The organism is Croceicoccus sp. YJ47, assembly GCF_016745095.1.
GTDB lineage: Bacteria > Pseudomonadota > Alphaproteobacteria > Sphingomonadales > Sphingomonadaceae > Croceicoccus.
Genome location: NZ_CP067087.1, coordinates 2,533,831 through 2,551,092, shown reverse-complemented (window position 1 = coordinate 2,551,092; position 17,262 = coordinate 2,533,831). Strand labels below are relative to the sequence as shown.

The following is a 17,262-nucleotide window of genomic DNA, read 5'->3' as shown; positions in this document are numbered from 1 at the left end:
GTGAAGGCCGTGCCTTCGCCCTTTTTTTGGTTGGTCAGCCGCGCCGCCCGTTTCCGCCGCCGCGCGCAACCACCGCCCATGCGCCGAGCACCAGCGCCGAAAGCACCATGGCAAACGGCGCCAGCATCCCTGTATAGGCGAACAGGGCAAGCGCCACGCACAGCATGAAACGGTCGGCGAGCCACACCCGCACCCGTTCCGGTTCCGCCTGAAACTCACCGATCGCGACCGTCGCCACAAGCACGAAGGCAAGGTACCAGCCCCCCAACCGTGCCCAGTCGCCATCGGTCAGGGCAAAACCGAGCGCAACGACCAGCATGACATCGAACAGCGACGCCGCGCCGCGCCACATGCGGCTTCGCGCGGTCATCCCGATCCGGCCCTGCCGCACCGCCTCTTCGAGAACGAGTGCACCGCGCCCGGCGAGCCAAGCGAAGGCAAACAGAAGCAGCCCGCTCCACACAGAGACAAAAGCCGTCACCCCGCCCGCCACGAGCAGGACCGCCAGCGCCGCATACCAGAGGAGGACCGGCGAGCGGTCGGTTTCGAGGAAACTCGCGCTGAACCGCCGCACGGCCATGGCCGCGAGGCGTGGCCCCGGCGTCCTGCCGCGCGTCTCCTCGAGGCTGCGCGACAGCTGCGCTGCCTCGACCCCATGTGCGATGCGATTGTTCGCCACGATCGCCCAGCGATGATCGTCAAGGCACGCCTCGTCGACCGGCTTTGTCGCGACTCCCGCCATCAGCGCGATGCGCAGAAGGGAGGAGGCAACGTCGCAATCGCGCGGCAATTGGCGCAGGCGCTCACAAAGCGAACCCGGCATCAGCAGCAGCCCCGCCCAGGCGCGTTCGGCATCCAACCTTTCGAAACCCAGCGACAGCCCCGGTTCGATCGGCAGGGTCGCAACCATCGACCCCTTGTCGAGCATCGGGAGCGCCGTCGCCGGATCCGACAGCAGCCCATCGGTCAGCAGCAATATTTCGTCCGCCGTGCTCACCATCGCGCACAGGCCGGGAGAATCCGAAATCCGGCGCGCATCGACCCCCTGTTCGCGGGCGGCGCGCAGAACGCCATCGACCCCCTCCTCCCCCGCATCGGCAAGGAGCAGGATGCGTTGCGCACCTGCTGCCAGCGCGAGGTCGAGTTGATGGCGGATCACGGCCTGTCCGCCCACGCGAAGCCGGGCCCGCGGACGCGACATGCCCGGACGCAAGCCATCGCCATCGAAAGGCTCCAGCATGGAAAGAACAGCGATGCGCAACGAAATTCCCCAATTCGATACGATTGCAAGAGCTGGAACGGCAAGAATGCGCCCTGCGCCGTGCTTCCTCTTGTCGCCAAGCGCCGCCATTCATGGATCGCAGCCCGCCCCGATGCAAGCCGGCGCACCCCGCTTTACCCAGGCCCGGTTGCAAAAGCTGCGCAAAAGCGGACCGACGGAGGGTTCCGCGAGACGCGAACCATGCTATTTGCAACAGCCATGAAAGAACAGCGCAATATCGTGTCCATCGGCACGGACGAGCAGACCGATCACGCCGTCACCGCCCCCATCGCAGATGAGCGGACCGAGAGCGAAACGGACTGGACCGCGGAGCACGAGGTCGCGGCGCCCGGTGCGCGCCAGTGGCTCGCGCCGGTCGTCGTAGCGGTCGCGATTGCCGTGTGGACGGCGTTCTATGTCTATGCGCAACGCGATGCCGCGGCGGGCGGCGATGCGGCGCGATGGGCCGGGATGATCGTCGCATGGTCGATGCCGGTGCTCCTGATCCTTACCGGCTGGGCGGTTGCCATGCGGTTCAGCAAGGCGGAAGCGAGCCGCTTTGCCGAAAACGCGGCGCTGCTGCGCGATGAGGCCCGTTCGCTGGAGGACCGGCTGGTGCGCGTCAACGGCGAGCTCAGCATCGCGCGCGAATTTTTGACCTATCAGGCGCGCGATCTCGAATCGCTGGGCCGGGTGACGACCGATCGCATCGGGGAAAGCGCGCACCGGCTCGAAACGCTGATCGGCGAAAATGGCGTGCGGGTCGAAACGCTGCACGAAACCAGTCGCAAGGCGCTGACCAACATGGAAAACCTGCGCGGTCAGATTCCGGTCCTCACCAATGCGACGCGCGATCTTACCAATTCCATCGGGCAGGCCGGCTCCACCGCCGACGATCAGGTTGCGCGGCTGACATCCGGGTTCGAACGGCTGGGCGAAGCTGGCGAGGCCAGCGCCATCAGGATCGACGCGATGCACGACCGGGCGGGCGCTGTCCTCACCGAATTCGAGCGCCGGCTTGCGCAGCTGGGTGAGGAAACGGCGGCCCGTTTCGCCGCGCTCGACCGCGAAAGCACCGCGCTGCGCGAGCGCATCGGGGCCCGGCAGGGCGAAGGGATCGACGCCCTTCGCAGCCAGTGTGGCGCGCTGGAGGAAGCGCTGGACGCCGCGCGCGCACGTATCGAGGAAAGCCGTCAGCGCGGGCTCGATGCCTTGCGCGAACAGCTCGGCGCGATCGATACAGGGGCGCAGGACGTGGGCCGGCAATGGCACGCCCGCCTCGACGAAATCGGCGCCGGCGCCGATGCCCTCTTCGCGAAGATCGACGGGACGGGTCAGGAAGCACTCGACGCCACGGGCGCGCGGGTCCGCGCCCTGTCCGCGGAGATCAGCCGCCTCCACGACGACCTTGCCCGGCGCGGCGAAACGATGGATGCACAGCTTGCCGAACGCATCGTGCAGGCCGAGGACGCCAGCCACACCATGACCGAACGGCTGGGCGAACGGCTCGGCGATCTCGATGCGGAGATCGAGACGCGCCGCCAGCGCTACGAAGCGGCCAGCGGCGATCTGGCACGCCATGCCGAACATATCTCGACGCAGCTGTCCGAATATGGCGAACGGATGGACGACGCCGCCGCGCGCGGTCGCGTCGCGGAAGCGACGATCGCCGCAGGCCTGGCGGCGCTGTCGCAGCAGCTCGGCGACAGCCGCGAGGCGCTGAACGGGACGGATGCGGCGGTTGGCGCGCTTCGTGAACAGAGCGCGCGGCTGCTCGAACTGATCGAGGCCAGCGCCCGCCATTCGCGCGATACGTTGCCGCAGGCGCTGACGCAGGCGGAGGAACGGCTTGAAACGATGGACCGCACCGTGACCTCGGTGCGCGACATGGTGAGCGGGGCTGGCGACGATGGCCAGCGTCTGAGCCAGGCTGTCGCCGCCACGCGGGAGCAGACCCGCGCCGCGATGGCCGAAATCGATGCGCTGCACGACACGATGCAGGCGCGCGGTGCAGACCACGCCGAACAGCTCATCGAACTACGCGAGATGGTCGAACGCACCCGCGCCGATGCCGAGGCGATGACCGCATCGGCGGAGGCGGCGCTGAACGGTGCGGTGCGCGCGCTGGCCGAGGCGAACCGGTCCGCCATCGCCGAGATCGAGGGCAATTCGGCAACGGCGGTCGCGGCGCTGGCCGCAGATGTCGGTTCCCGGACCGGCGCGGCGGTGCAGGACGCGCTGAACCGGACGGGCGGAAAGACTGTCGCCGCGCTCGATGCGACGCTCGCGCAGGCGACCGATGCGGCGCAGACCGCCGCCCGGCAACTGGAGGAGCGGCTTCGCGGCATTGACGAGCTGACCGCCCATCTCGAACATCGCATCGCAGAGGCACGCGCCCGCGCCGAAGAGGACAGCGACGAAGGCTTCGCCCGCCGCGTCGCGCAGATTACCGATGCGCTCCATTCGACAGCGATCGACATCGACAAGGTACTCTCCGCCGAGGTCAGCGAAACCGCGTGGCAGGCGTATCTGCGCGGCGAGCGCGGCATTTTCACGCGCCGTGCGGTTCGCCTGCTCGACAATGGGGAGGCGCGTTCGGTGCACGACCATTACGAGGCCGACGCCGAATTTCGCGAGAACGTCAATCGCTACATTCGCGATTTCGAAACGATGCTGCGCAACCTTCTGTCGACGCGGGACGGCAATGCGCTGTCGATCACGCTGCTGTCGTCCGACATGGGCAAGCTTTACGTCGCGCTCGCGCAAGCGATCGAGCGGATCCGCAAATAGCTATTCCGCCTCGTATTGCCGGGCGGCGATGTCCTCGGGCGGCTGAACGAAATTGAGATCGTCGACCGTGATCCAGCCCGCCCGGTAATTCGCATAGAACAGCGCGAACACCGCCGCCGAGAGCAGCGTTGCGCGCACGATGACCTGCAATGGGCGGAAATTGACGGGCGCGCTGTCTGCCTGGCCGGATATTCCGCCCTCGCCCGTTTCGTTATGCGTGCGAATGCCGAAGGGCATGACGACGAACGCCGCCATGACCCAGAACAGCAGATAGATCGCAAGGCCGGACGTCAGTTGCACCGGTCAACCCATGGTCATCACGACGACCTGCGGATTCTTGCCCGACCAGCGGCGTGCGGCACGGCGGGCGGCAAGACGGGCCGCTTCGTGAACGGCGGAGCGATCCTTGGCGCGGCCGCCCTTCAACCGGCCGAGTGCCTTGCCGATGTCGGCCTGCGCCTCGGCGACGAAATCGTCCATGTCCTCGTCGAGCGGGAGACCCACCGCGCTGATCGCGGGGGCGGCCTTTGCACCCTTGCCCGGCAAGACCACAGTCACCAGCCCATTGGCCGCGAGCCTGCGCCGCGCGGCGATGGATTCGCCATCCGCCGGCACGATGATGTCCCCGTCGAGCAGCAGACGCCCGGCCTGCGTTTCGCCGATCTTGTGCGGCTTTCCGGGCGCGAGGCGAACGATATCGCCGTTGCGCTGATCGATGGCGTGGGGGATCCCCTGCTCCAGCCCGAGCCGCGCCTGCTCCATCATGTGGCGCGTTTCGCCGTGCACGGGCACGAGGATTTCGGGTTTGAGCCAGCCATACAGCTCGATCAGTTCGGGACGCCCGGGATGGCCCGACACGTGGATGAGCTCCTGCCGGTCGGTGACCATCTCGATCCCGCGCCGGGCGAGCTGATTCATGATGTAGCCGATGGCCAGTTCGTTGCCGGGGATCTGCCGGCTGGAGAACAGCACGACGTCGCCCTTGGTCAGTTCGAGCGGGTGATTTTCCGCCGCGATCCGGCCCAGCGCGGCGCGCGGTTCGCCCTGCCCGCCGGTGGCCACGATGAGCAGCTCCCCGCGCGGAATGTCCATCGCCTCGTCGAAGCTGACCGTCTTGGGGAAATCGAGCAGGTAACCGCTTTTCTGTGCCGCGCCGATGATACGGTCGAGCGAACGACCCGCCACGCATAGCGTCCGCCCGCTTTCCTTCGCCACCCGGCCCAAGGTCTGAAGCCGCGCGACATTGGATGCAAAGGTCGTGACGAGGATGCGCTTGCCCGCATGACGTGCGATCTCCGCCTCGAGCGCCTTGCGCACCTCGCCCTCGGACCCGGAGGCCGACGGGTTGAACACATTGGTGGAATCGCACACGAGCGCGAGCACGCCATCGTCCCCGATTTCGCGCAGTTCCTCCGGCGTGGCAGGTTCGCCGACCTGCGGATCGCTGTCGAGCTTCCAGTCGCCGGTATGGAACACGCGGCCATAAGGCGTGTCGATCAGCAGCGCATTGCCCTCCGCGATGGAATGGGCGAGCGGGACGTAGCGAATTCCGAACGGCCCGACCTGAAATTCGTCAAGATGGTCGATGATGCGCAGTTCGACCTCGTCCTGAATGCCGGCTTCTTCCAGCTTCAGCCGCACGAGTTCGGCCGTGAACGGGGTCGCATAGATCGGCACGCCAAGATCGGCCGCGAAATAGGGCACCGCCCCGATGTGATCCTCATGCGCGTGGGTGACGACGATCGCCTCGAGATCGTCGAGGCGTTCCTCGATGAAATCGAGATCGGCAAAGACAAGGTCGACACCGGGATAGCCCGGATCGGAAAAGGTCATTCCCAGATCGACCATCAGCCATTTGCCGTCGCAGCCGTAGAGATTGACGTTCATGCCGATCTCTCCCGATCCGCCAAGCGCGAGGAAGAGAAGTTCGTTTTTCGGTTTCATAAGTTCTTTCCGGCCCGTTCTGCCAGTATGGCAAGGCCTGTGAGCGTAAGGTCGACGTCGACGACGTCGAAAATATCGGTGTGCGTATCGAAGAGCAGGGCAAGGCCGCCGGTGGCGACCACCTTGACCGGGCGGCCGATTTCGGTCCGAAGCCTGGCGACAAGCCCTTCCATCATGGCGACATAGCCCCAGAAAACGCCGATGTGCATCTGCGTCTCGGTGTTGCGTACGATGACGGACGTGCTCTGGCTCGGTCCCTCTATCGCGATGCGCGGAAGCTTTGCGGCCGCATTGACGAGCGCGTCGAGCGACAGGTTGATCCCCGGCGCGATGATGCCCCCTTTGTAGGCGCCATTGAAATCGACGACATCAAATGTGGTGGCCGTGCCGAAATCGATCACGATCAGGTCGCCGGGAATGGCATCGTGCGCGGCAATAGCATTGACCGCCCTGTCCGCGCCGAGCGAGCGCGGCTCCTCCACATCGATTTCGATGCCCCAGCCATCCGCGCTTTCCCCGGCGAAGATCGGTGCGGTGCCGAAATATTTCTCACCCAGCACGGTCATGTTGTGCCGTGAGCGCGGAACCACCGACGATACGATGATCCGGTCGATATCCGCAAAGCTCAGCCCGCCGATGGCGAACAGTTGCATCAGCCATACCGCATATTCGTCCGCCGTGCGCCGCACATCGGTCGCAATCCGCCAGCGGGCGCGCACGTCGCGCCCCGCGATCACGGCAAAGACAATATTGGTATTTCCGACATCGACGGCCAGCAACATGGCTTCAGTCATCTCCTTCGCCGGCGATCATCGCCACTTCTCCCGCATAGATGGCGCGTTCCCGGCCATCCGCAAGGCTTAGCCGCAGCGATCCGTCCGGCCCTAGCCCTGCATAACGCCCGGTCACCGCCCCCTCGCCGGGAACGGAGGCCGACAGAAGCGCGCCGCGCACCGGACCGCGTGCGATCCAGCGCGACACGATCTCGACCAGTCCCGACCCACGCCAGAGCGCGAGAAATACCCCGAACTGGTGCGCAAGCTCGTGTGCGAGCGCGTCGCGTCCGACATGCACACCCATATCGGCGAGCGCGGCGGTGGCAATCCCGTCAATCTGCGGCGCACGGGCGAGATTGACCCCGATGCCCGCGACGACCGTGTCGCCCTGTCTCTCCAGCAGGATGCCGGCGATCTTCGCCCCCTCCCACAGCACGTCATTCGGCCATTTCAGCATCAGCCGCCGCGTATCGGCGAGCGCCGCGGCGATCGTTTCATACACGGCCAGCGCCGCCACAAGCGCCAGCGTATGCGCCGCAGGATCCCCGCCGTTCAAAGCGACAACGGTCGACCCCATGAAATTGCCGGCGCCATCATGCCATTCGCGCCCAAGCCGGCCGCGGCCCGCAGTTTGCCGGTCCGCGACAAGCCATGCGCCTTCGCGAACCGTCTCCCCGCGCCCGCAACGGGCCAGCAATTCGGTATTCGTCGACCCGATCGAGGCTACGACCTCGATCGGTGAAGGCACGACCCGATCAGACAATCAGGAACAGCGCGAGCGCCGCCTTGTCGGCAAGCGAACCCAGCCACGGCGTGAGCAGATAGCCCAGCGGCGAGATGACGACACACGCGACGGCAAGGATGACCGTGTGCGATGTCTGCGTCACGGGCGCGACCCGATCGACCGGTTCGTCGAAAAACGCGATCTTCACGATCTTGATATAATAGAACGCGCCGATCACGCTCGCCGCGATGCCGATCGCGGCCAGCACGATGAGATCGGCATTCACCGCAGCCTGGAACACGACGAACTTGCCCCAGAAGCCGAACAGCGGCGGAATGCCCGCAAGGCTGAACATCACGGCCAGCAGTGCCCATGCAAGTCCTGGGCGTGTCCGCGACAACCCGGCAAAATCGTCGATGGATTCGATCGCATGTCCATCCGCGTCGCGCATCATCAGCACGATGACGAAACCTGCGACCGACATGAAGACATAGATGAAGAGATAGACGAGCATTGCCGATGCGCCCTGCGGCGTCGCGGCGGCAAGACCGATGAGCAGGAAACCGATATTGTTGATCGACGAATAGGCCAGCATACGCTTGATATTGCCCTGCCCGATGGCACCCAGCGCGCCGACCACGATCGACGCAAGCGCGACGAAGATCACGATCTGCTGCCAGGCATCGACCTGCGCGCCGAACGGCCCGAACGCCACCCGCATGGTGAGCGCCAGCGCGGCCACCTTGGGCGCGGTGGCGAAGAACGTCGTCACCGGCGTCGGCGCACCTTCGTAAACGTCCGGCGTCCACATGTGGAACGGCACGGCGCTGATCTTGAAGGCAAGCCCCGCGAGCACGAAGATCAGCCCGAACAACGCACCTGTCGACAACGGCCCGCTCAGCACGAAGCGCACGGCGGCGAAATCGGTGCTGCCGGCAAAGCCGTAGACGAGGCTCATCCCGAACAGGATGATCCCGCTCGCCAGGGCACCGAGGATGAAATATTTCAGACCCGCCTCTACCGAACGTTCATCGGTGCGCAGGAACGCCGCCAGCACATAGGCTGCAAGGCTGTTGAGTTCGAGACCGATATACAGCGTCAGGAAATCGGTCGCCGCCACCATCATGTTCATGCCGAGCACGGCAAACAGGATCAGAACGGGATATTCGGCACGCATCGCCCCATGACGTTCGAAGAATGCCGGCGCCACCATGAGCGCCACCGCAGCCGACAGATAGATGAGCAGCTTCGCGAAGGCGGCAAAGGCATCGGCCGTATACTGCCCGCCAAACGCGACGGTTTCCGGCCCCATCAGCCCTTCGCCCAACGTCGGCGCGGCGATGAAGGCACAGATCGCGAGCACGGCCACCGCGGCGATCGAAATCGCCTTCGACGACCGATCGCCGAGCCATGCGGCGGCGAGCAACAGGATGAGCCCGCCGACCGTAAGCACTTCCTCGGCGGCGATCAGTTGCAGGGATTGGGAGAAATCGTTCATCAGTGCGCTCCCCCCTCATGCGCGGCTTCGATGGCGGCGGCACGCGCCTCCGCGCTCGGCAACGCGAGATGCGCGTCCCCTGCGGGCGCAGCGGCGGAAATCCGCTGATCCAGCCATTCGATATCGGCGCGCATCGGGGCCAGAAAACTTTCGGGATAGATGCCCATCCACATGGTCGCGGCGGCCAGCGGAATCAGCATGGCCCATTCGCGCTTGTCGAGGTCGGGCATGGCGGCGGCATCGGCATTGACCTGTTCGCCAAACGCCACGCGGCGGTACAGATACAGCATGTAGCCGGCCCCAAGAATAATACCCGTCGTGCACACCAGCGCCAGCCAGCTCGAAATCTCGTACATGCCGGCAAGGCTCAGGAATTCGCCGACAAAGCCGCTCGTCCCCGGAAGGCCGATGCTCGCCATGGTAAAAAGCAGGAAGAACAGCGCATAGCGCGGCATGTTGATCGCCAGCCCGCCATAGCGCGAAATCTCCCGCGTATGCAGCCGGTCGTAGATGATCCCGACGCACAGGAACAGCGCGCCCGACACGAGCCCGTGGCTCAACATCAGGATCATCGCCCCCTCGAGCCCCTGCACATTGAAGGCGAAAAGCGCGCCGGTCACGATCGCCATATGCGCAACCGAGGAATAGGCGATGAGCTTCTTCATGTCCTGCTGCACCAGCGCGACGAGGCTGGTATAGACCACCGCCACCATCGACAGCCCGAAGATCAGCCACGCAAACTGGGCCGAAGCCTCGGGGAACATCGGCAGCGAAAACCGGATGAAGCCATAGCCGCCCATCTTGAGCAGAACGCCGGCGAGGATGATGGACCCCGCCGTCGGTGCCTGAACGTGGGCATCGGGAAGCCAGGTGTGCACCGGCCACATCGGCATCTTCACGGCAAAGCTGGCAAAGAACGCGAGCCAGAGCCACGTCTGCGCACCGGCCGGGAAATCGTAGGACATCAGCGTCGGAATATCGGTCGTACCCGCCGCGTTCGCCATCCAGAACATCGCAATCAGCATGAGAACGGAGCCGAGCAGCGTGTAGAGGAAGAATTTGTACGATGCGTAGATCCGGTTATCGCCGCCCCACACCCCGATGATCAGATACATCGGGATCAGGCCGGCCTCGAAGAAGATGTAGAACAGGAAAAGATCCTGCGCCGCGAAAACGCCGATCATCAGCATTTCCATCAACAGGAACGCGGCCATGTATTCGCCCACGCGGGTTTTCACCGACAGCCAGCTCGCCGCGATGCAGATCGGCATCAGGAACACCGACAGCACGATGAGCATCAGCGCGATGCCATCGATGCCGAGCGCATAGCTGAAGCCCGCAAACAGCTCGGCCCGCTCGACGAACTGCCACTGCGCGCCGCCGACATCGAAGCTTGCCCATAGCGCGATGCCGAGCAGCAGATCTACCAGCGTCGCGGCGAGCGCAATGGCGCGCGCCGTCCCCGCATTGACGAAGAAACAGGCGATGGCCCCGGCAAGCGGAACCAGAAGCATGAGGGAAAGGATGGGAAAACCGTCCATTATTCGTGTCGCGCCCCGTCCTTAGCGTGCAATGGCCCAGCTGATCGCGGCGACCAGCCCAAGCAACATGATCAGCGCATAGCTGTAGAGATAACCAGACTGCACCTTGGCGGCGAGCCGGGACCCGCCGGCCACGACGCGCGCGGCGCCATTGGGTCCGAACCGGTCGATGAAGCCGACATCGCCCCATTTCCAGAACTTGCGACCGAGCCAGAACGCCGGGCGCACGAACAGGAAATTATAAAGCTCGTCGAAATACCACTTGTTCTTGAGGAAAGTATACACACCCCCGAACTTCTCGACGAAACCGGCAGGCGCCGCCGGATTGCGGATGTAGTTGTTCCAGGCAATGGCAAGCCCGATCAGCATCACGACGAAGGGCGCGTATTTCACCCACAGCGGCGTTTCGTGCAGCGCATGGATCAGCCCTTCATTATAGAAGATGCTCCCGTTCCAGAACGCTTCGCTGTCGATGAAGGCGTGATTGAACACGCCCCCTGCGAACACCGCACCGAGCGACAGCACGATGAGCGGGATCAGCATCACGATCGGGCTTTCATGCGGATGATAGCCCGCCGTCCCGTAGGCCGCCGCGTCGTCGGTGACTACCGGCGCGTGAGGATCGTGCCCGGCATCTTCCTGACGCGCGGGATTATGATCGTCGGGATCATGCTCATGGTGGTGCACGGCATGCTGGATATGTTCGGACTGCGACCAACGCGGCTTGCCCCAGAAGGTCAGGAACATCAGGCGCCAGCTGTAGAAGCTCGTCAGCAGAGCCGCGAAGATACCGAGCGCAAAGGCCAGATAAGACGCCTCTGTGCCGCGGGCAAAAGCCGCCTCGAGAATGGCATCCTTGGAATAGAAGCCTGCAAAGCCGAGGTGAAGCGCATAAAGTCCGACACCGGTGATCGCCAGCGTGCCCGCCATCATGGCCCAGAACGTCACCGGGATGCGTTTGCGCAGCGCACCATAGTACCGCATGTCCTGCTCATGGTGCATCGCGTGGATGACCGAACCCGCGCCGAGGAACAGCAGCGCCTTGAAGAAGGCATGGGTGAACAGGTGGAACATCGCCGCGCCATAGGCGCCGACGCCCGCGGCAAAGAACATGTAGCCAAGCTGCGAACAGGTCGAATAGGCGATGACGCGCTTGATATCGGTCTGCGTTGTACCGACCGTCGCGGCAAAGATGCAGGTCAGCGCACCGACCACCGTCACGACGGCGAGCGCGATCGGCGCGGCCTCGAACATCGGCGAGAGGCGGCACACCATGAACACACCTGCGGTCACCATGGTCGCCGCGTGGATGAGCGCGGAGACCGGCGTCGGCCCCTCCATCGCATCGGGAAGCCAGGTGTGCAGCCCGAGCTGTGCCGACTTGCCCATCGCGCCGATGAAAAGCAGCAGGCACAGGATCGTCATCGTGTCGAGCCGCATGCCGAGGAACGTGATGCTGGACCCGGCCATGCCCGGGGCGGCCGCGAGAATCTCCGGAATCGAAACCGTGCCGAAAACCAGGAACGTCCCGAAAATCCCGAGCATGAAGCCCAGATCGCCCACGCGGTTGACAACGAAAGCCTTGATGGCGGCCGCACTCGCCGAAGGTTTGCGGAACCAGAACCCGATCAGGAGGTAGGACGCCAGCCCGACCCCTTCCCAGCCGAAGAACATCTGCACCAGATTGTTCGCCGTCACCAGCATCAGCATAGCAAACGTGAACAGCGACAGATAGGCGAAGAAGCGCGGCTGATCCGGATCTTCATCCATGTAGCCCCAGCTGTAGAGATGCACGAGTGCCGACACGGTCGTGATCACGACCAGCATCACCGCGGTCAGCGTATCGACGCGCAGCGCCCAGTCGAACACCATGCCGCCCGACCGGACCCAGTTCAGCACCGGCACGACCGTTCCGTCGACGTCGCCGCCAAGATAGGTCAGGAAAATCGGCCAGGACAGCGCGCACGACACGAACAACGCGCCGGTCGTCACGATCTTTGCCGCGAAACTGCCGATGGCGCGATTGCCCAGTCCCGCGACGATCGCGGCCAGCAAGGGCAGGAAAACGATGATCGAAATCGACGACACGACCGGCTTACCCCTTCATCCGATTGACGTCGTCCACCGCAATGGTGCCACGGCTGCGGAAATAGATGACCAGAATGGCGAGCCCGATGGCCGCCTCGCCCGCCGCGACGGTCAGCACGAACATCGCGAAGACCTGTCCGACCATGTCGTTGAGGAACACGCTGAACGCGACGAGATTGATGTTCACGGCGAGCAAGATGAGCTCGATCGACATGAGGATGACGATGATGTTCTTCCGGTTGAGGAAGATGCCGAGCACGCCCAGCACGAACAGGATCGAGCTAATCACGATATAATGTTCGATCCCGATCACAGCCGCACTCCCTTCCCCGTTTCCGGGTTCGCCTTGTATGTAGCATCTTCGGGCCGGCGCGCGATCTGATGCGCGATGTTCTGCCCGCGCACCTCGCTGCGCTGACGCAGGGTCAGCACGATGGCACCGACCATCGCCACCAGGAGCACGACGCCCGCGGCCTCGAACAGGAAGAGGTAGCGGCCATAGAGCAACGCACCCAGCGATTCTATGTTCGATTCGCCAATGATGGGCGCCGCCGTGCCGTCCGCCATGCCGATATCCAGCCCGCCGGCGCGATAGGCACCGAAGCCCAGCACGAGTTCGGCCAGGAGCACGATGGCGAGAATGATGCCGAACGGGAAGTTCTTCACGAAACCGGCCCGCAATTCGGCAAAATCGATATCGAGCATCATCACCACGAACAGGAACAATACCGCGACCGCGCCTACATAGACGATGACGAGCAACATCGCGATGAATTCCGCCCCGATGAGGATCATGAGCGCCGCCGCGTTGAAGAAGCAGACGATCAGCCAGAGCACCGAATGCACCGGGTTGCGCGCCATGATGACGAACACCGCCGACAGGATCAGCAGCGCCGCGAACAGGTAGAAGGTTATGGTCTGAATCATGGTTTCATCATGTCCCGCGCCGCGCCCCTAGCGGTAGGGGGCGTCCGCTTCAAGGTTCGCGGCGATGGCGCGTTCCCACTTGTCCCCGTTTGCGAGCAACTTGGCCTTGTCATAGAGCAGTTCCTCGCGCGTTTCGGTCGAATATTCGAAATTCGGCCCTTCGACCACGGCATCGACCGGGCAGGCTTCCTGACAGAAGCCGCAATAGATGCACTTCGTCATGTCGATGTCGTAGCGCGTCGTGCGGCGGCTGCCGTCTTCGCGCGGTTCCGATTCGATCGTGATCGCCTGTGCCGGGCACACCGCCTCGCACAGCTTGCACGCGATGCAGCGTTCCTCGCCATTGGGATAGCGGCGCAGCGCGTGTTCGCCGCGGAAACGGGGCGACAGCGGGTTCTTCTCGAAGGGGTAGTTGATCGTCGCTTTCGGCTTGAAGAAATACTTCAGCGTCAGCGCATGCGCCTTCACGAATTCCCAGAGGGTGAAGCTCTTGACGAGCTGTGCAACACTCATTGAACGTCCTCGATCCTGCAAAGCGGGGAAACGGGCGTGCCGTCTATGGCGCCGCGCGCAACCATGCAATTCGATTGATAGGCATCGCCGTCATAGCGCGTCAGCATGAGCCAGCCCGAAACCAGAACCACGAACACCAGGCTCAACGGCAGGAACACCTTCCAGCCAAGCCGCATCAGCTGATCGTAGCGGAAACGGGGCACGGTCGCCTTCACCCAGCTGAAGATGAAGAAGAAGAACAGGATTTTCAAAAGCAGCCAGACGATGCCCGGAATGTCGAACCACGGGATGAGATCGATATTAAGCGGCGGCAGCCACCCGCCAAAGAACAGGATGGCATTCAACGCACACATCAGCAGCACGTTGGCATATTCACCGAGCCAGAAGAGTGCGAAGCTCATCGACGAATATTCGGTCTGATACCCTGCGACGAGTTCCGATTCCGCCTCGGTCAGGTCGAACGGCGCCCGTGCCGTTTCCGCGAGCGACGAGATGAGGAACATCACCCACATCGGGAACAGCAGGATGTTGAAGACGAACCCGTTCACCAGCCCGAACCCGTGCCCGACCTGCGCCAGGATGATGCCGTTCAGATTGCTTGTGCCCGCGTAGAGGATGACGCAGATTAGGATGAACCCGATCGAAACCTCATACGAAATCATCTGAGCCGCAGCGCGCATCGCACTGAAAAACGGGTATTTCGAGTTTGACGCCCAGCCCGAAATCACGACCCCGTAGACACCCAGCGAACTGATCGCCAGGACATAGAGCAGGCCGACATTGATATTGGCGAGCACCATTTCCGGCCCGAACGGAATGACCGCCCACGCCAGCAGCGCCACGGTAAAGGTGATGATCGGCGCGATCAGGAACAGCCCTTTGTTCGCCGCCGACGGAATGATCGTCTCTTGAAGGAAGACCTTCAACCCGTCGGCAAAGCTTTGCAGCAGGCCGAACGGACCGACCACGTTGGGTCCGCGCCGCAACGCAATCGCCGCCCAGATCTTCCGGTCGGCGTAGATGATCATCGCCACACCGAGCATCAACGGCAGCGCGATCAGCAATACGCCGATGACCGTGGCCAGAAACCACGCCCAGCCATAGGCCATGCCCAGATCTACGAAGAAAGCAGTCATTCCGCGGCCTCCGCCACTTCTTCCCCGTGGAGCAATTCGGCCGAGCAGCGCTGCATCGTCGGGCTGGCGCGGCAGATCGGGTTGCTGAGGTAGTAATCCTTCACCGGATAGGCGTCGATCACGCCCGATGCGTCGCCGCCGCCTGCGGGCAATGTCGCGCCGAATTCGGCCAGACCGTCAATCGCGAGCGAGGGCACTTCGCGGTGCATCGCGCTGCGCAATTCGTCGAAGCTGTCGAAGCCGACGCTGACGCCCAACGCATCGGCGAGCGCGCGCAAAATGGTCCAGTCCTCCCGCGCGTCGCCGGGCGCGAAGACCGATTTTTCCGAACGCTGCACACGCCCCTCGATATTGACGTAGGTGCCGTGCTTTTCGGTGTAGGCCGCAGCGGGCAGGATAATATCCGCCGCATGCGCGCCCTTGTCGCCATGATGGCCGATATAGACCTTCAGGCTCCCCGCGAACGGCGCATAATCCATCTCGTCGGCACCGAGCGACAGCAGCACCTTGGGCGCTGCATCCGCAATCGCCTTCATCCCGCCGGCCTGCGCATAGCCGAGCATCAGCCCGCCCATCCGCGCCGCCGGCGCATGCAGCGCGTTGAACCCGTTCCAGCCATCACGGACCAGCTTCCACTCACCCGCCAGCGCGAGCAAGCGGCCCAGCGCGCCACGCGCCAATGCCGCGCCGCCCGCAATGATCGCGGGGCGTTCCGCAGCCGCCATCGCCTCGGCCAGATCGCCGGACAGGTCATTCAGCCCGCCAAGATCATTGCCGAGGAACGTCACGGGATACGTCGTTTCCCATTCGGGGCCCATGATGAACACCTTCGCCCCGCGCTTCACCGCCTTGCGGATGCGCGTGTTGACGAGCGGTGCCTCGTGCCGGATCTGGCTCCCGACGATGAGGATGCAATCGGCCTCTTCGATGCCCGAAAGGCCGGAATTGAAATTGAGCGCCGCCATGCTGGAGGTGTCGTAGACCATGCCGTTCTGGCGTCCCTCGATCAGCGAGGAACCCATGGCCTTCAGCAAGGCTTTCGCCGCGAAAAGCGTTTCGCAATCGACGAGATCGCCGTGCACCGCGGCAATGCTGTCGCCCGGTGCGGCATCGCGGATCATGCCGAACGCCTCGTTCCAGTCGGCGGGCTGCAGCTTTCCGTCGCGGCGGATCCACACCCGGTCGAGCCGGCGGCGGGTCAGCCCGTCGAGCGCATGGCGCCCCTTGTCCGTCAGCCATTCCTCGTTCACGTCGTCGTTGACGCGCGGCAGGATGCGCAACACTTCGCGCCCGCGGCTGTCGATGCGGACATTGCTGCCGACGCCGTCCATCACGTCGATGCCCGGCACCTTCTTCAATTCCCAGGGCCGCGCCTCATAGGCGTAGGGCCGGCTGGTCAGCGCGCCGACCGGGCACAGATCGACGACATTCGCCGACAATTCATGCTTCGCCGCATGTTCCAGATAGGTCGTGATCTGCATGTTCTCGCCGCGATACAGCGCGCCGATCTCGTCCACGCCGGCGATTTCCTCGCTGAACCGGACACAGCGCGTGCAATGGATGCAGCGGGTCATGATCGTCTTGATCAACGGTCCCATGTATTTCTCGGTCACGGCGCGCTTGTTCTCGTGATAGCGCGTCGCCCCGCGGCCATAGGCCATCGACTGGTCCTGAAGATCGCATTCGCCGCCCTGATCGCAGATCGGGCAATCGAGCGGGTGATTGATGAGCAGGAACTCCATCACCCCTTCGCGTGCCTTCTTCACCATTTCGGTGTCGGTGCGGATTTCCTGCCCCTCGGTCGCGGGGAGCGCACAGCTCGCCTGCGGCTTGGGCGGTCCGGGCTTCACCTCGACCAGGCACATGCGGCAATTGCCCGCGATGGACAGCCGCTCGTGATAGCAGAAACGCGGGATTTCCTTGCCGGCAAGCTCGCACGCCTGCAGCACGGTGGCCCCTGCGGGCACCTCGAGTTCCTGTCCGTCGACGGTAACCTTAGGCATAGTGGGAATACTTCTCTGCTTGGGTCGGCGCCATCGCGCCCGTGTTCGCCGTGGGGCGTTG

The 17,262-nt window shown here is 64.0% G+C and carries 14 protein-coding genes; 1 reads left to right on the top strand and 13 read right to left on the bottom strand.

Translation table 11 applies throughout. The features are described from left to right. Window positions 1-34: 34 nt before the first annotated feature. A complete protein-coding gene (locus tag JD971_RS12435; protein WP_202083839.1) occupies window positions 35-1,240 on the bottom strand; it encodes a hypothetical protein in 1,206 nt (401 codons plus the stop codon). A 240-nt stretch (window positions 1,241-1,480) separates the two neighbouring features. Between JD971_RS12435 and JD971_RS12430 the strand changes: the two genes are divergently transcribed. Continuing rightward, window positions 1,481-4,051: a hypothetical protein gene (locus tag JD971_RS12430; RefSeq protein ID WP_202083837.1), complete on the top strand. Its 2,571-nt coding sequence runs from the start codon at window positions 1,481-1,483 to the stop codon at window positions 4,049-4,051. On the opposite strand, the gene JD971_RS12425 is transcribed toward JD971_RS12430, so the two are convergent. Genes JD971_RS12425 through nuoG form a run of 12 tightly spaced genes read right to left on the bottom strand, consistent with a single transcriptional unit; the run spans window position 4,052 to window position 17,201 of the window. Beyond that, window positions 4,052-4,351 (bottom strand): DUF1467 family protein, encoded by a 300-nt coding sequence (locus JD971_RS12425; protein WP_202083835.1) that lies wholly within the window; start codon window positions 4,349-4,351, stop codon window positions 4,052-4,054. Between the two features lie 3 nt (window positions 4,352-4,354). After that, window positions 4,355-5,995: a ribonuclease J gene (locus JD971_RS12420; protein WP_202083833.1), complete on the bottom strand. Its 1,641-nt coding sequence runs from the start codon at window positions 5,993-5,995 to the stop codon at window positions 4,355-4,357. Beyond that, window positions 5,992-6,777 (bottom strand): type III pantothenate kinase, encoded by a 786-nt coding sequence (locus tag JD971_RS12415; RefSeq protein ID WP_202087649.1) that lies wholly within the window; start codon window positions 6,775-6,777, stop codon window positions 5,992-5,994. Before JD971_RS12415 ends, JD971_RS12420 begins: the two co-directional genes overlap by 4 nt. Window positions 6,778-6,781: 4 nt before the next feature. Then, window positions 6,782-7,534, bottom strand: coding sequence for a biotin--[acetyl-CoA-carboxylase] ligase (locus JD971_RS12410; RefSeq protein WP_236672081.1), 753 nt, complete (start codon window positions 7,532-7,534; stop codon window positions 6,782-6,784). Continuing rightward, on the bottom strand, window positions 7,527-8,993 hold the full coding sequence (gene nuoN, locus JD971_RS12405; protein ID WP_202083832.1) for an NADH-quinone oxidoreductase subunit NuoN: 1,467 nt from the start codon (window positions 8,991-8,993) through the stop codon (window positions 7,527-7,529). Before nuoN ends, JD971_RS12410 begins: the two co-directional genes overlap by 8 nt. Beyond that, the gene (locus JD971_RS12400; protein ID WP_202083829.1) at window positions 8,993-10,534 is read right to left on the bottom strand and encodes an NADH-quinone oxidoreductase subunit M; all 1,542 of its coding nucleotides are present in this window, start codon (window positions 10,532-10,534) and stop codon (window positions 8,993-8,995) included. The genes nuoN and JD971_RS12400 overlap by 1 nt, the downstream gene beginning before the upstream one ends. Before the next feature lie 21 nt (window positions 10,535-10,555). After that, on the bottom strand, window positions 10,556-12,622 hold the full coding sequence (gene nuoL / locus JD971_RS12395; protein ID WP_202083828.1) for an NADH-quinone oxidoreductase subunit L: 2,067 nt from the start codon (window positions 12,620-12,622) through the stop codon (window positions 10,556-10,558). Between the two features lie 7 nt (window positions 12,623-12,629). Then, window positions 12,630-12,935, bottom strand: coding sequence for an NADH-quinone oxidoreductase subunit NuoK (gene nuoK, locus JD971_RS12390; RefSeq protein ID WP_202083826.1), 306 nt, complete (start codon window positions 12,933-12,935; stop codon window positions 12,630-12,632). Further along, window positions 12,932-13,549 (bottom strand): NADH-quinone oxidoreductase subunit J, encoded by a 618-nt coding sequence (locus tag JD971_RS12385; RefSeq protein ID WP_202083824.1) that lies wholly within the window; start codon window positions 13,547-13,549, stop codon window positions 12,932-12,934. The genes nuoK and JD971_RS12385 overlap by 4 nt, the downstream gene beginning before the upstream one ends. Before the next feature lie 27 nt (window positions 13,550-13,576). Beyond that, the gene (gene nuoI, locus JD971_RS12380; protein WP_202083821.1) at window positions 13,577-14,062 is read right to left on the bottom strand and encodes an NADH-quinone oxidoreductase subunit NuoI; all 486 of its coding nucleotides are present in this window, start codon (window positions 14,060-14,062) and stop codon (window positions 13,577-13,579) included. Next, window positions 14,059-15,198, bottom strand: coding sequence for an NADH-quinone oxidoreductase subunit NuoH (gene nuoH, locus JD971_RS12375; protein ID WP_202083819.1), 1,140 nt, complete (start codon window positions 15,196-15,198; stop codon window positions 14,059-14,061). The genes nuoI and nuoH overlap by 4 nt, the downstream gene beginning before the upstream one ends. Next, window positions 15,195-17,201, bottom strand: coding sequence for an NADH-quinone oxidoreductase subunit NuoG (gene nuoG, locus JD971_RS12370; protein ID WP_202083817.1), 2,007 nt, complete (start codon window positions 17,199-17,201; stop codon window positions 15,195-15,197). Before nuoG ends, nuoH begins: the two co-directional genes overlap by 4 nt. Window positions 17,202-17,262 lie beyond the last annotated feature (61 nt).